This is a genomic window from Streptomyces sp. SudanB182_2057, assembly GCF_964272715.1.
GTDB lineage: Bacteria > Actinomycetota > Actinomycetes > Streptomycetales > Streptomycetaceae > Streptomyces > Streptomyces rubradiris.
Genome location: NZ_OZ186798.1, coordinates 7572367 through 7585754, shown reverse-complemented (window position 1 = coordinate 7585754; position 13388 = coordinate 7572367). Strand labels below are relative to the sequence as shown.

At 74.0% G+C, this 13388-nt stretch carries 13 protein-coding genes and 2 pseudogenes; 8 read left to right on the top strand and 7 right to left on the bottom strand.

Going from position 1 to position 13388, the window contains the following annotated elements:
* The first annotated feature begins 37 nt into the window (after window positions 1-37).
* The 3 genes and pseudogenes from qcrB to ACSURM_RS33890 all read left to right on the top strand — a co-directional run bounded on the left by qcrB (window position 38) and on the right by ACSURM_RS33890 (window position 2906).
* Window positions 38-1705, top strand: a complete 1668-nt coding sequence (gene qcrB, locus ACSURM_RS33900; RefSeq protein WP_436959752.1) for a cytochrome bc1 complex cytochrome b subunit — start codon at window positions 38-40, stop codon at window positions 1703-1705.
* A 119-nt stretch (window positions 1706-1824) separates the two neighbouring features.
* Window positions 1825-1923 (top strand): annotated as a pseudogene (locus tag ACSURM_RS33895) (4Fe-4S dicluster domain-containing protein); the annotation flags it as partial.
* A gap of 197 nt (window positions 1924-2120) precedes the next feature.
* Window positions 2121-2906: an HD domain-containing protein gene (locus ACSURM_RS33890; RefSeq protein WP_436959750.1), complete on the top strand. Its 786-nt coding sequence runs from the start codon at window positions 2121-2123 to the stop codon at window positions 2904-2906.
* Here ACSURM_RS33890 and ACSURM_RS33885 read toward each other — a convergent pair.
* The 4 genes from ACSURM_RS33885 to ACSURM_RS33870 are packed head-to-tail and all read right to left on the bottom strand — an operon-like array spanning window position 2840 to window position 6066.
* Window positions 2840-3406, bottom strand: coding sequence for a hypothetical protein (locus tag ACSURM_RS33885; RefSeq protein ID WP_436959749.1), 567 nt, complete (start codon window positions 3404-3406; stop codon window positions 2840-2842). The genes ACSURM_RS33890 and ACSURM_RS33885 overlap by 67 nt on opposite strands.
* Window positions 3407-3413: 7 nt before the next feature.
* Window positions 3414-3773, bottom strand: coding sequence for a hypothetical protein (locus ACSURM_RS33880; RefSeq protein WP_436959747.1), 360 nt, complete (start codon window positions 3771-3773; stop codon window positions 3414-3416).
* Window positions 3770-5428, bottom strand: coding sequence for a cytochrome c oxidase subunit I (locus tag ACSURM_RS33875; protein WP_436959745.1), 1659 nt, complete (start codon window positions 5426-5428; stop codon window positions 3770-3772). Before ACSURM_RS33875 ends, ACSURM_RS33880 begins: the two co-directional genes overlap by 4 nt.
* Window positions 5425-6066 (bottom strand): cytochrome c oxidase subunit II, encoded by a 642-nt coding sequence (locus ACSURM_RS33870; protein ID WP_436959743.1) that lies wholly within the window; start codon window positions 6064-6066, stop codon window positions 5425-5427. The genes ACSURM_RS33875 and ACSURM_RS33870 overlap by 4 nt, the downstream gene beginning before the upstream one ends.
* Before the next feature lie 170 nt (window positions 6067-6236).
* On the opposite strand from ACSURM_RS33870, the pseudogene ACSURM_RS33865 reads away from it, so the two are divergent.
* Both ACSURM_RS33865 and ACSURM_RS33860 read left to right on the top strand, forming a co-directional pair.
* Window positions 6237-6479: pseudogene (locus tag ACSURM_RS33865) on the top strand (hypothetical protein); the annotation flags it as partial.
* Window positions 6480-6719: 240 nt separating this feature from the next.
* Entirely contained in the window at window positions 6720-7082 is a 363-nt protein-coding gene (locus ACSURM_RS33860; protein ID WP_436959741.1) for a hypothetical protein, read from the top strand.
* A 64-nt stretch (window positions 7083-7146) separates the two neighbouring features.
* Here the strand turns inward: ACSURM_RS33860 and ACSURM_RS33855 are convergent, their stop codons facing one another.
* From ACSURM_RS33855 to ACSURM_RS33845, 3 genes are all read right to left on the bottom strand, one after another.
* Window positions 7147-8169, bottom strand: coding sequence for an MASE1 domain-containing protein (locus tag ACSURM_RS33855; RefSeq protein WP_436961241.1), 1023 nt, complete (start codon window positions 8167-8169; stop codon window positions 7147-7149).
* Window positions 8170-8368: 199 nt separating this feature from the next.
* The gene (locus ACSURM_RS33850) at window positions 8369-9199 is read right to left on the bottom strand and encodes a PP2C family protein-serine/threonine phosphatase (RefSeq protein WP_436959739.1); all 831 of its coding nucleotides are present in this window, start codon (window positions 9197-9199) and stop codon (window positions 8369-8371) included.
* An 86-nt stretch (window positions 9200-9285) separates the two neighbouring features.
* A complete protein-coding gene (locus tag ACSURM_RS33845; protein WP_436959737.1) occupies window positions 9286-9606 on the bottom strand; it encodes a hypothetical protein in 321 nt (106 codons plus the stop codon).
* Between the two features lie 293 nt (window positions 9607-9899).
* Between ACSURM_RS33845 and ACSURM_RS33840 the strand changes: the two genes are divergently transcribed.
* The 3 genes from ACSURM_RS33840 to ACSURM_RS33830 all read left to right on the top strand — a co-directional run bounded on the left by ACSURM_RS33840 (window position 9900) and on the right by ACSURM_RS33830 (window position 13357).
* Window positions 9900-10217 (top strand): hypothetical protein, encoded by a 318-nt coding sequence (locus tag ACSURM_RS33840; protein WP_436959736.1) that lies wholly within the window; start codon window positions 9900-9902, stop codon window positions 10215-10217.
* A 436-nt stretch (window positions 10218-10653) separates the two neighbouring features.
* Window positions 10654-11808: a Cmx/CmrA family chloramphenicol efflux MFS transporter gene (locus tag ACSURM_RS33835; RefSeq protein ID WP_436959735.1), complete on the top strand. Its 1155-nt coding sequence runs from the start codon at window positions 10654-10656 to the stop codon at window positions 11806-11808.
* 103 nt (window positions 11809-11911) lie between these two features.
* On the top strand, window positions 11912-13357 hold the full coding sequence (locus ACSURM_RS33830; protein WP_436959734.1) for a glyceraldehyde-3-phosphate dehydrogenase: 1446 nt from the start codon (window positions 11912-11914) through the stop codon (window positions 13355-13357).
* The last annotated feature ends 31 nt before the right edge of the window (window positions 13358-13388 follow it).

Genomic DNA, 13388 nt, shown 5'->3' with positions numbered 1-13388 from the left:
GTGACTGATCCAGCACCGGGCGGAAGGCGAGCACGCGGTGGAGGAGTCGCGGGACCGGGGGCCGGCCCGGCGCGCGGGACGCGGTGAGCGCCTGGTGACGGCGCTGGACCAGCGGCTGCCGACGGCCGCCGCGGGCCGTGAGTTCCTGCGCAAGTCCTTCCCCGACCACTGGTCGTTCCTGCTGGGCGAACTGGCGCTGTACAGCCTGCTGGTGCTGGTGGTCACGGGCGTGTGGCTGACGTTCTTCTTCCACCCGGGCATGACGGAATCCCCGTACGCCGGCTCGTACGCGCCGCTGCGCGGCACGATGACCACCGAGGCGTACGCGTCCGTGCTGCGCATCAGCTTCGACGTGCGCGGCGGCCTGCTGCTGCGGCAGACGCACCACTGGGCGTCGCTGGTGTTCGTCGCGGCCATCGGCGCGCACCTGCTGCGGATCTTCCTGACCGGCGCGTTCCGGCGGCCCAGGGAGCTGAACTGGACGGTCGGGGTGACACTGTTCCTGCTCGCCCTGCTGGAGGGCTTCTGCGGCTACTCGCTCCCCGACGACCTGCTGTCCGGCACGGGTCTGCGCACCGCGCAGGGCATCGTGCTGTCGGTGCCGATCGTGGGCACGTACCTGTCGTTCCTCCTCTTCGGCGGCCAGTTCCCGGGGCACGAGATCATCCCCCGGCTGTACGTGACGCACGTCCTGCTGGTGCCCGGCCTGCTCCTGGCGCTGGTGGGGGTGCACCTGACGTACGTCGTGGTGCACAAGCACACCCAGTGGGCGCGGCCCGGCCGCACCAACCGGAACGTGATCGGCAAGCCGCTGGTGCCGCAGTACACGGCGAAGTCCGCTGGCCTGTTCCTGATCGTGGCGGGTGTGCTCGCGGCGATGGCGGCGCTGTTCCAGATCAACCCGGTGTGGGACTTCGGGCCGTACCGCGCCGACCATGTCTCCCTGGACTCGCAGCCCGACTGGTACGTGGGCTACCTGGAGGGCGCGCTGCGGCTGATGCCGGCGGCGCAGACGGACGTCGCCGGGCACACCGTCGCCTGGGACGTGTTCCTGCCCGGGGTCGTGCTGCCCGCGGTGCTGTTCCTGGCCCTGTACTCCTATCCGTTCTTCGAGCGCTGGCTCGCCGGTCCCGGGCCGGAGCAGCACCTGTGCGACCGGCCGCGCGACCGGCCCGTCCGGACCGCGCTCGGCGCGGCGGCCGTTTCCGCCTACGCGGTGCTGCTCCTGGCCGGCGGACAGGACGTGCTGGCCTACGTGTTCGACCTGCCGGTGGAACTGATCACCCGCACCCTTCGCGTCGCGCTGTTCGCCGTGCCGTTCGTGGTCTTCCACGCCACCCGACGGGCGTGTCTCGGGCTCCAGGCGGCCGACCGGCGGCGGCTGCTGACCGGGGAGACGACCGGCGAGGTGCGGCGCACGGCGGGCGGCGGCTACGAGGAGGCGCACACCCTGCTGCCCGGCGAGGAGGTCTGCCGCATCCTCGTGCGCGACACGCCCCGGCCCCGGACGGCGGGCGCGGAGGCATGGCGCTGGGTGCGCCGGCACCGGCTGCGCAACGCCCTCAGCCGCTGGTACTTCGGCCGCAGCGTGCGGTTGCCGGCCACGGCGGGGCAGCGGCGCCAGGTGGCGTATGCGCGGGCCGCGCCGGGCGAGGCGCCCGAGGAGAAGGCGGCGGAAGCCGTGAGCGAGGAGGAGACGCCATGACCGAGGGCGCCGACCGGGCGGGAACGCGCCGTACGGCCCGCGGCCGGCTGTCCCGACGCGCGTGGGCTTCTTCACCGACACCTCCGTGCGCATCGACTGCAAGGCGTGCGAGGGGACGCTGCCTGGACGTGTGCCCCACGGGGGCACTGTTCCGCACCGAGTTCGGCACGGTCGTCGTCCAGCAGGACATCTGCGACGGCTGCGGCTACCGCGTGCCCCTGGGCGACGGACGGAGGACCCCGCGTACCCGGTCCGTCCGCAGCGGGAACGCCTGGAGGCGCGCGGGTCGCGCGCCTGACCGGGCCGGATCGGTGCTGGCGGAATCCCGTGACTGGCTGTCACTTTCGCCGCTGTCGGCCCGGCTCCGCCGTTCCTAGGCTCGCGGTGACCAGTCGCCCGTGAGAGGAACGCGCAGATGACCGAGGCACACACCGACGCACGCGATGTCACCCGGCGTACGGTGCTCCAGCGGGGGGCCGGTGCCGCCGCGGCCGGCGCGGCGGCCGCGTTCGCCGGTCCGCCCGCCGCCGCCCACGCCCGGCCCGGCGAGGCCGGCGAGACGCTGCCCGCGACGGTGGCCGGGGTCCGCGTCCCCGACAGCGAGGTGGCCCGGCACACGGTGGCCTTCGCCCGCAGTGTCAGCTCCCCGTCGCTCTTCAACCACGTGCTGCGCAGCTATGTCTTCGGCGCGCTGGTGCTCGACCGGCAGGGGGCGCGCTACGACCGGGAACTGGCGTTCGTCGCCGCCGTGCTGCACGACCTCGGGCTGGTGGAGGCGTTCCAGACCCCGGCCGAGCGCTTCGAGGTCGACGGCGCCGACGCCGCGCGCCGCTTCCTGCGCCGGCTGCGGGTGCCCGCCGGGCGGGTGGACGTGGTCTGGGACGCGATCGCCCTGCACACCAGCGCGGGCATCGCGGCCCGCAAGAGGCCGGAGATCGCCCTGGTCTCCGTGGGTTCCGCGCTCGACTTCACGGGGAACGGGCTGGAGCGGATCCCGTCCGACGCGCTGGCGGAGGTGCTCGGCGCCTTCCCCCGGCTGGAGTTCAAGAAGGTCGCGCTGGAGACGATCCTGTCGCTGTGCCGCACCAAGCCCATGGGAGAGCTGATGCACCCCTTCGCCGAGGTCGGCCGCCGTCACCTGCCCGGCTTCGCGGTGCCCACCGTGGAGGATCTGCTGGTGAACGCGCCGTTCACGCAGTGAGCGTCCCCGGGGCCCGGGGCCGCCGCCCGGGCCTCGCGTTCCTCCCGGTTCACCCACGCCCAGGTGACCGCCGCCGCGGTGACGCCGACCGGCAGCATGCCGGTGATCATGGCGAGGCCCGCCGCCGGCCGTCCGGCGGCGACGACGCCGACGGCGGGCAGGTCCAGCAGCGGCGCCGCGAGGAACAGGTACAGGCACCGGCCGGCGTCGTCCAGCCGGTGCCGGGTGCGGGCCAGGACCGGCAGCCAGAACAGCACGGCCGCCGCGAGCAGCGCGGGCTGGGTGACCAGGACCCCGCCCGGTGGCCGCAGGGCGCCGAGGTCGCCGAGGACCGCCCAGGCGTGCGTCAGCACCAGCAGGGGCAGGGCCACGGCGGCGGGGACGGCGATCCGCTCCCACAGCGGGGAGCGGCGCAGGGCGTGGACGGCGGCCGGGATCACGGCGGCGACCAAGAGCGCCGGCCCGGCCGTCGCCGCGACCGACGCGTGCGCGGGATGCACGGCGCCCTCACCTCTCCCGGGCCGTGGTGCCGCGTACCGCGAGCGCGGCCGAGACACCCAGCAGGGGCACGGCGACGCACAGCAGCCAGTGGCCGTAGACGAAGCCCAGGGCGACCAGCAGCAGGCCGGCCGCGGCGGGCGGCACCGCTGCCGCGCCCCGGTCCGGGACCCGGTAGCGCACATGCTGCTCGGGTGCCGAGCGCGAGGACAGCAGCACGGCGCCGGCCGCGAGGGCGAGGACCAGGACGACGCCGCCCCACAGCCAGTACACCAGCGGGCTCTCGCCGTAGACCGCGAGGACGGCGAGGAGGACGCCGTTGAGCAGCGCCCAGCCCGCGACGACCACGGCGGACGGATGCCGTCTCATGCGCGGCCGCCCTCCCGGCGCTTGAGGTCCAGCAGCGGGGCGAAGCTGGTGACGGGCGGCAGCGGGCGGTGCGCCGGGAAGTTCAGGCGCGGTGGCGGGGACGGGGTGGCCCACTCCAGGGTGTGCCCGTCCCACGGGTCGTCACCGGCGGGGCGGGCCCGGCCCAGGCGGCGGGCGTGCAGGGTGCGGAGCACGTTGACCACGAACACCGCCATGCCGGCGGCGAGGAGGGCCGCGCCGGTCCCGGCGAGCAGGTTGAGGGTGCCGAAGCCGTCGAAGACGGCGTAGGTGGACACCCGGCGCGGCATGCCGAGGTAGCCGAGGGCGAACATCGGCAGGAAGGTCAGATTGGTGCCGGCGACCAGCAGCCAGAAGTGCAGCCGCCCCATGCCCTCGTCCAGCAGCACGCCGGTGACCTTCGGGAACCAGTAGTAGACGGCGGCGAACAGGCCGAAGGCGCTGCCCGCGAAGAGCACGTAGTGCAGGTGGGCCACCACGAAGTAGCTGTCGGTGACGTGATAGTCGATCACCGGGGTGCCCACCATGATCCCGGTGAGGCCGCCGATCAGGAACTGCGGGATGAAGGCGAGCGCGAACAGCATCGGGGTGCGCAGCCTCGGCCGGGCGCCGAGGACGGTGCCGAGCATGCCGAAGTACTCCACACCGGCGGGGACGAGCAGCGCGATGGAGGTCAGGGAGTAGTAGTCGTTGGCCGCCTGGCCGGTGGCGAACATGTGGTGTCCCCACACGCTCATGGAGAGGGCGGCGAACACCAGCAGGGACAGCACGGTGCCCCGGTAGCCGAAGAAGCGGCGCCCGCAGAACACCGCGAGCACCTCGGCGACGGCGGCGAGGTACGGGAAGAACATTACGTACACGACGGGGTGGCCGTAGAACCAGAAGAGGTGCTGGTAGCCGATGTTCCAGGCGTTGGACGCGAAGAGGGAGGCGTCGGCGCGGCCCGCGGCCAGCAGGGTGAGCGCGGCTAGCAGGGCCGGGAAGGCGCCGATCACCATCAGGCAGGTGGCGATCATGGCCCAGCAGAACACGGGCAGCCGCAGCATGGTCATGCCCCGGGTGCGGCGGCGCAGGATGGTCCACAGCACCGCCCAGCCCTGGAGGATCGCCCCGGTGACGGCGAGGCAGACGCCGACGATCCACAGGTCGCTGCCGGTGCCCGGCGAGAACTCGGCGTCGGCCAGCGGCGGGTAGGAGAACCAGCCGGCGGCGTGCGCGCCGGTCGGGGTGGCGAAGCCGGCGAGCAGGGCGAGGGCGCCGAACGCGTAGAGCCAGTAGCCGAGGAGGGTGAGCCGGGGCAGGGCGATGCCGGGGGCGCCGGTCTGCAACGGCACCAGATAGACGCCGAGGCCCAGCGCGAACGGCGTCATGACCAGGTAGATCATCCCGGAGCCGTGGACGGTGAAGACCTGGTCGTACAGGTGCGGGCCGAGGAAGGTCTCCCCGGGGCGGGCGAGCTGGGCGCGCATCAGCAGCGCGAGGACGCCCATGAGGAGCAGGAGGACCAGGGAGGTGCCGGCGGTGAGCAGGCCGACGCGCTTGTGGTCGGTGGTGGAGATCCAGCCGAGCCAGCCGCCCGGCGGGACGGGCCGGCCGGAGTCGTCCGGCCGGGCCCGGGTGGACGGCGTGACCGTCATGCGGTGGCCGTCCCGCCGTGCGCCCAGCGGTCGTACGCGCGCGGCGGCACCGCCTTGATCCAGAAGTCCATGGTGTGGTGGCGCTGCCCGCAGAACTCGGCGCACCGGCCGCGCCAGCGGCCCGCCCGGTCCAGGGTGAGGGTGAGGGTGTTCACGTGGTGCGGGAAGGCGTCGGTCTTGTAGCGCAGTCCGGGCACCCAGAGGGAGTGGACGACGTCCCGGGAGGTGAGCCGGAGCTGGACGGTCCGGCCGGCCGGCACGACGAGGGTGGGCATGTCGCGGCCCTTGCAGGTGCCGGTGACGCTGCGGTGGGCCGGGGAGCCCGGGTAGCGGAAGGTCCAGCACCACTGGAAGCCGGTGACGTCGACGCGCAGCGGGCGCGGACCCGCCGCGGGGTGCTCCCGGTGGTTCTGCCAGGCGGTCCAGGCCACGAGGAAGACCGCGAAGGCGGCCAGGGCGCCGACGTAGTACGCCTCCAGGCGGGGCCGTTCGGCCCGCTCGGCGGCGCCCGCCGGGAGGTGGCCGCCCCGGTGGCGCAGGAGCGTCCAGGCGAGCAGGCCGAGGACGGCGAGGAACACGGCGCCCGCGATGGCCGCCTCCACCGTGAACACCGTTCCGAAGATGTGACGCTGCCTCACGGCGTCACCGCCTTCGCCCCGCCGCCCCTGACCGTCATCCGATCGCTCCCGTCACTCGCTCGGGACCGTGACCAAACGGACATTACGGGCAGCTCCTCTGGTCCGGGTGCCGACACACCGCAGCGGCACGGCCTCGCGGCCGGGGCGCCGTACGCGCGGGGCGGCGGGACATTCGAGGCACCCGAGCGGGAGGAGGAGCCGGGGGCGTACCCGCCTGGGTCGACTCCTGCCCGGTCCACCGGCACCTCACCGGCACGGATCCGCCGGGCCGGGGGGCCGCCGCCAAGAGCGCGGCGAGCGCCCGGCTGACGCCCCGGGTGGCCACGGCCGACCGGGTGGTGAGGTCCGTCCGCCCGTACCGCGCGGTGGGCTGCGGCCGGAACGTGTACGTCGAGGACGGCCGGGCCACCCAGCCGGCTCGCGTCGGGTTCGCCGGGCAGGGCCGGGGTGCGGGACGAGCGGCCCGGAGCCGATGTCGCCGACGACGGGAACCCCGAGTCCGGTCAGCCGGCCGCTGCTCCACGGCGCCCCGCCCCTCGCGGTCCGCCCTGTGCCGTGCGGGTCCGGCCCATCGTCCCGCGCCGCCCACGCGGCACCGTCCGACCGCCGGGACGCACGTTGGCGGTGGCCGCCGCCCGGGTACTCGGCGCCGCATGAACGCACGAGAACACGAGCACGAGCGCGACCGGCGGAGCGAGGACGCGACGGCGGCCGGGCGGGCCGCGCGGCGGCGGCGCGAGGAGGAGCACGAACGGGCCGGTGCCGAGCCGTTCGACTACCCGTACCCGGAGCGCCGGCCCGGGGTCCGCGCCCGGCGCCACATCAGCGAGGCGCAGGCCGCCGCCGATACCCCGCCAGGGATTCCCGGGGGCTACGGCACGACGGGCGGCGGTCAGGCCGGTGCGACCGGCGCCGCCCATCCGCCGGTCCCCGAGCGCCGTACCACCTCGGCCGGGACCCCGGCCGCCGAGCCCGGCAGCGACGACGAGGGGCCGGCGAACCGCTCGGAGCGCTGACGCCGCGGCGCGGGCGGACCGGCACGGGGTCGTCCGGCGTCGTGGGCGGGACCGGCCGGGCCGGTCATGGGATGCCGGACGCGCCGGAGCGGTCCCCGCTGTCGCCGGTGTCGCCGGGGTACGGGCGGGGCCGGGGCGGCGGGGCCTCGCCCGCGGTGAGGTGTTCGAGGACCTCGACCAGCTCCTGGCATGCCTTCTCCACCGAGTCACGGGTGTTGCGCTGCTCGATGATCACGGCGGACAGCAGCAGCGCCGTCAGGGCGGTGGTGCCGTTGAACGCCTGGAGTTTCAGCATCACCTCGATCCGGTCGAGCCCGGTGAACGCGCCGACGCCGTCGGTCGCGGCGACGGTGGACACCACGGTGGTCAGCAGCGCGCAGAGCACGCTGCCCACCAGCTGGAAGCGCAGCGCGGCCCAGATGACGACCGGGTAGACGAGGAAGAGCGTGCTGATGGGGCTGTAGGCGGCCAGTGGCACCAGCAGGCAGGCGACGACGGCCAGCGCGGTGGCCTCCCGCCAGCGGCCCAGGGGCAGCGGCAGGCGCGCGCGGCGCAGCGCCAGCAGCAGCGGGGTGACGATGAGGACGCCCATCGCGTCCCCCACCCACCAGGCGAGCCAGACGGGCCAGAAGCTGCGGACGGGCAGGCCGTCCGTGAGGACGAGGAAGCCGGCTCCGACGGTCGCGCTGATCAGGGTGGCCGCCAGCGCGGCCAGGAACACCAGCGCGAGGCCGTCGCGTAACCGGCTGAGGTCGGTGCGGAAGCCCGCCCGGCGCAGCAGGAGTGCCGCGCACAGGGGCGCCGCGGTGTTGCCGAAGAGGACCCCGAGGATCTCGACGTCGGGCGTGGTCAGGGACAGCACGGCGAGGAAGGCGCCGAGCGTGATGCCGGGCCAGCAGCGCAGGCCGAAGATCAGCAGGGCGGCGACGGCGACGCCGGTGGGCGGCCAGATGGGAGTGACGACGGCGCCCTCGACGGTCAGCTCGCGCAGCAGGCCGAGCCGGGCCGCCGCGTAGTAGCAGGCGGCGACGGCGACCACCCGGACGGCAAGGCCGCCCGGCCGGCGCAGCTCCTCGATACCCACCACAGCAGCCATCTCACACCGGCGGACCGGGGACGGCGAGGCGAGCCACGGTCTCGTCCGGCCCTATGGCTGAACACCGGGCCGTCACGGGACGCGGCCGACCGCACGGCGGACCGCCCAGTGGGCGGGCCGCCGGACGCCGGTCGCGCCACAAGCCCGCCGGCCGGACGCTCCGCCGCCACGGGAGGCGGGCCCGGGCCGGTCAGACGGCGGTGGCGGGGCCGTCGAGGCCCACGACCAGGACGGCGGCGTCGTCCTCGTGGCCGACGCTCTCCGCGCCCTTGATCACGGCCGCCGCGAGCGCGTGCGCCTCCAGACCGGCGACGGCGGCGATGCCCGCGAGCCGGACCACCTGGTCCAGGCCGTCCTCGATGTTCAGCGAGGGCCCCTCCACGACACCGTCGGTGAGCAGCACGAACACCCCGCCGGTGGTGAGCCGGTGCCGGGTGACCGGGAACTCGGCGCCCCGCTCGATGCCGAGCGGCGGTCCGCCCTCGTCGTCGACCACCCCGGACTTCCCGTCGGCCGTGGCCCACACGAACGGGATGTGTCCGGCCCGTGCGCTCTCCAGCACCCCGGTGGCCGGGTCGAGCCGCATGAAGGTGCAGGTGGCGAACAGTTCGCTGCCCAGGGAGAGCAGCAGGTCGTTGGTGCGGGCCAGCAGCTCGCCCGGCTCCCCGGTGACCGAGGCGAGCGCCCGCAGTCCGGCCCTGACCTGGCCCATGAAGGCCGCGGCCTCGATGTTGTGCCCCTGTACGTCGCCGATGGACAGCCCTATCCGGCCGTCGGGCATGGTGAAGGCGTCGTACCAGTCGCCGCCCACGTTGAGGCCGAGGTTGGCGGGGGTGTACCGCACCGCGACATGGACGCCGGGGGCGTCGGGCAGGTCCCGGGGGAGCATGCCCCGCTGGAGGGCGACGGCCAGCTCGACCTGAGTCCGCTGGAGCTGAGCGCGGCGGCGCGCCTGGGCGGTGAGCGAACCGAGTCGGGCGAGCAACTCGTCGCCTTCGTCCGTGGAGCGCTTGCGGGGCATCGTTCACTTCCGGCGGGGCGGTGACTCTCGGCGGGCCGGTAGCCCGATCTTTCAGCAAACGCCTAGATTTTACCTATTTAGGATGATCAGCGGATCTGGGAGTCGATGCCGGTGACCACCGCGGGGCCGAGCGGTGCGCTGCGCTCGTCGAGTCCCGCGTCCCGCAGCGCGTCGTCGGCGAGCCTGCGGGCCGCCTCCTCGGCGTGCGGGCGGGTGTCCGCGTCGACGGTCAGGCGCAGGGTGAAGGTGTTGTCGTCGTTGACGCTGAGCACGTCCAGGTCCTCCGCGCTGCCCATGCGGGTGCCGTGCGGATCGGCGGGCCGGAGCGCTTCGGCCAGCCGGGTACGGGTGTCGGCCCCGATCCCGGCGGTGAAGGTGCCGGGGACGCTGATCACATAGGTCGTCATGAGACGGTCCTTTCCTCGGGCGTCCCCCCGTCTACCCCGTTTCCGGGCCTTCGCACGGCCCCGGCGGGGCGACGCGTCCGGCCGGTCCGCGTTCCGCCGTCTCCGCGGGACGCCCGCCGTCACTCGAACGGTGGACCTGCCCGTGTCGGCTCCGGGGGCGGCCCGGGCCGGGGTGGGAGATTACGGAGGCGGTCCGGGCCGCGCTTCCCGCCTCCCGGGCCCACGCTCGCTGTCTTCCTTGTCGTCTTCCGTTTCCGTCGTCCCCCGATCCCGAAGTATCCGAAGGACACCCCATGCGTCTGTATCGTCGTCCGCTCGCCGCCGTGCTCGGCGGTGTCGTCCTCGCCCTGACCGCCACGGGCTCCGCGCTCGCCGCCGAGGGCACGTTCGCCTGGACCGGCCCCGAGGGCAAGACGTACGGCATCCAGAACCCGCCGGACAACAAGTGCTTCGACATGGCCCAGGAGGCGCGCGGGGCGCGCAACGCGACGAAGAAGACGCTCGTCGTCTACACCGAGAAGCGGTGCAAGGGCACGGCGACGCGGCTCGCCCCCGGCAAGGCGGCGCCCAGCGGCGCCCGCTTCGCCAGCGTCATCTTCAACCCGCGCTGACCCGCACCACCGGCACCGGCACCGGGGCCGTAGACCCACGCGCCCCGGCACCAGGGCCGCACACCCCCGCGGCCCCGGGCGCGCCACCGTGGAAAACCCGGTGGCGCGCGCCCGGGCCCGTGCGTTAGCGTGCGGGACATGTCCAGCCCCGAGGCATCCAGACACTAGCCACCGGCCGTCCGGTGGCTTTTCGTCGTTCGCAGGCCACCACCGGGCTGCCGTCCTCCGGGTTCCGGACCGGCACGCACCTCTTTTTCTCTTCTTGTGCCTCCTCACTCGTCCGTGTGACGCGTCGCCCCCGTGCGGGCGGCGGTGCCGGCCGGGACCGCACGCGATGCCCCGCGCGCTCGGCCGTTCAGGACCGCACCGACCGGTCGTGCCTTCGCGGGTCCGCGTGCTCGCTACCCGTCCGCGACACGGTGTGTGTGGAGTCTTGATGCCTTTCGCTCTCTATCTGCTCGGACTGGCGGTCTTCGCCCAGGGCACGTCCGAGTTCATGCTGGCCGGCCTGGTGCCGGACATCGCCCGCGACCTCGGGGTCTCGGTGCCCACGGCGGGCACGCTCACGTCCGCCTTCGCCGTCGGCATGGTCGTGGGCGCGCCGGCGGCGGCGCTGCTCGGCCGGCGCCGGCCGCCCCGGCAGTCGCTGCTGGTGTTCCTCGGGGTGTTCCTGGCCGCCCATGTCGTCGGGGCGCTCACCTCCGACTTCGCCGTCCTGCTCGCGACCCGGGTGGTCGCCGCCCTGGCCAACGCCGGTTTCCTCGCCGTCGGTCTGACGGCGGCGACCGGCATGGTCGCGCCGGACGCCAAGGGCCGGGCCACCGCCGTCCTGCTCGGCGGCACCACGCTCGCCTGTGCGGCGGGGGTGCCCGCGGGCGCCGCCCTGGGCCAACTGCTGGGCTGGCGCTCGGCGTTCTGGGCCGTGGCCCTGGTGTCCGCCCCGGCGCTGGTGGCGATCGCCCGGGCGGTGCCGCGCGGTCCGGCCGCCGGAGGGCCCGTACCGGGTGCGGGGAAGGAACTGCGGGCGCTGCGCCGTCCCCGGCTGCTGTGGGTGCTCTGCCTCGCCGCGCTCGTCAACGGCGCCACCTTCTGCACGTTCACCTACCTGGCGCCGCTGGTCACGGAGGTCGGCGGACTCGGGGCCGGCTGGGTGCCGGGGGTGCTGGCGCTGTTCGGCGCGGGGGCGTTCGCCGGGGTGACGGCGGCGGGCCGGCTGGCGGACCGGGGCGTCCGGACGGTGCTGCCCCTCGCCGGCGCCGCGCTGCTCGCCGGGTGGACCGCGCTGGCGCTGGCCGCCGGGCGGCCCGGCGTTGCCCTCGCCCTGGTGCCGGTCCTCGGCCTGCTGGCCTTCGGGGTCGGCTCCACGCTGGTCACACGGGTGCTGTACGAGGCGGCCGACGCGCCCTTGCTGGGTGGCGCGTTCGCGACGTCGGCGCTGAACGTGGGCGCCGTGCTCGGCCCGGTGCTGGGCGGTGCCGCGCTAGACGGCGGACTCGGCCACCGCTCCCCGGTGTGGATCAGCGCGCTGCTGGTGGCCGTCGCGGGCCTGGTCGCCCGCTGCCGGACGCGGCGGCCGGAACGGCCCGCCTGACACCGGGCTTCGGCACCCCGGCGCGATGGCCCGCAGGGGGCTACAAACCCGCCACACCCATGTGGTTATCATATGAGCGCTGCCTAGCTCGAAAGATGGATCTGTGACTGTCAACGACGACTCGTTCACCAACTGGAAGATCCGCGAAGAGATCGCGGAGTCGATGATCCCGCTCATCGGGAAGCTGCACCGCGAACGGGACGTGACCGTCCTGCTGCACAGCCGCTCCCTGGTGAACAAGTCGGTGGTCAGCATCCTGAAGACCCACCGCTTCGCCCGGCAGATCGCCGGCGCCGAGCTGTCGGTCACCGAGACCATGCCGTTCCTCCAGGCCCTCACCACCCTCGACCTCGGGCCGTCCCAGATCGACCTCGGCATGCTGGCCACCACGTACAAGGACGACGAACGCGGCCTGAGCGTCGAGGAGTTCACCGCCGAGGCGGTGGCCGGCGCCACCGGCGCCAACAAGATCGAGCGCCGCGAGCCGCGCGATGTCGTCCTCTACGGCTTCGGCCGCATCGGCCGCCTCGTCGCCCGTCTGCTGATCGAGAAGGCCGGCTCGGGCAACGGCCTCAGGCTGCGCGCCATCGTCGTGCGCGGCGGCGGCGCCCAGGACATCGTCAAGCGCGCCTCGCTGCTGCGCCGCGACTCCATCCACGGCCAGTTCCAGGGCACGATCACCGTGGACGAGGACAGCGGCACGATCGTCGCCAACGGCAACGCCATCAAGGTGATCTACGCCGACGACCCGACGTCCGTGGACTACACCGAGTACGGCATCCGGGACGCCATCCTCATCGACAACACCGGCAAGTGGCGCGATCGCGAGGGCCTGTCCCGGCATCTGCGCCCCGGCATCGAGAAGGTCGTGCTGACCGCGCCGGGCAAGGGCGACGTGCCGAACATCGTGCACGGCGTCAACCACGACACGGTCAAGCCGGAGGAGCGGATCCTGTCCTGCGCCTCCTGCACGACCAACGCCATCGTGCCGCCGCTGAAGGCCATGGACGACGAGTACGGTGTGCTGCGCGGTCACGTGGAGACCGTCCACTCGTTCACCAACGACCAGAACCTGCTGGACAATTACCACAAGTCCGACCGCCGTGGCCGCTCCGCGGCACTGAACATGGTCATCACCGAGACCGGTGCCGCCTCCGCCGTCGCCAAGGCCCTGCCCGACCTGAAGGCGAAGATCAGCGGCAGCTCGATCCGCGTCCCGGTGCCGGACGTCTCGATCGCGATCCTCAACCTCCAGCTGGCCCGCGAGACCACCCGCGAGGAGGTCCACGACTACCTGCGCGAGGTGTCGCTGACCTCGCCGCTCAAGCGCCAGATCGACTTCATCACGGCGCCCGACGCGGTCTCCAGCGACTTCATCGGCTCGCGCCACGCCTCGATCGTGGACGCCGGCGCCCTCAAGGTCGACGGCGACAACGCGATCCTCTACCTGTGGTACGACAACGAGTTCGGCTACTCCTGCCAGGTCGTCCGCGTCGTCCAGCACGTCTCGGGCGTGGAGTACCCGACGTTCCCGGCGACGGCGGTCTGATCCGCCCGGCCTCGCACAAGTGTGCGGCCGC

What these genes read in the sequence shown, in the direction of transcription:
- ACSURM_RS33890 (WP_436959750.1), top strand. Translation starts at nt 2,121, where the DNA reads ATGACCGAGGCACACACCGACGCACGCGATGTCACCCGGCGTACGGTG.
- ACSURM_RS33880 (WP_436959747.1), bottom strand. Translation starts at nt 3,773, where the DNA reads ATGAGACGGCATCCGTCCGCCGTGGTCGTCGCGGGCTGGGCGCTGCTC.
- ACSURM_RS33875 (WP_436959745.1), bottom strand. Translation starts at nt 5,428, where the DNA reads ATGACGGTCACGCCGTCCACCCGGGCCCGGCCGGACGACTCCGGCCGG.
- ACSURM_RS33860 (WP_436959741.1), top strand. Translation starts at nt 6,720, where the DNA reads ATGAACGCACGAGAACACGAGCACGAGCGCGACCGGCGGAGCGAGGAC.
- ACSURM_RS33850 (WP_436959739.1), bottom strand. Translation starts at nt 9,199, where the DNA reads ATGCCCCGCAAGCGCTCCACGGACGAAGGCGACGAGTTGCTCGCCCGA.
- ACSURM_RS33845 (WP_436959737.1), bottom strand. Translation starts at nt 9,606, where the DNA reads ATGACGACCTATGTGATCAGCGTCCCCGGCACCTTCACCGCCGGGATC.
- ACSURM_RS33840 (WP_436959736.1), top strand. Translation starts at nt 9,900, where the DNA reads ATGCGTCTGTATCGTCGTCCGCTCGCCGCCGTGCTCGGCGGTGTCGTC.
- ACSURM_RS33835 (WP_436959735.1), top strand. Translation starts at nt 10,654, where the DNA reads ATGCCTTTCGCTCTCTATCTGCTCGGACTGGCGGTCTTCGCCCAGGGC.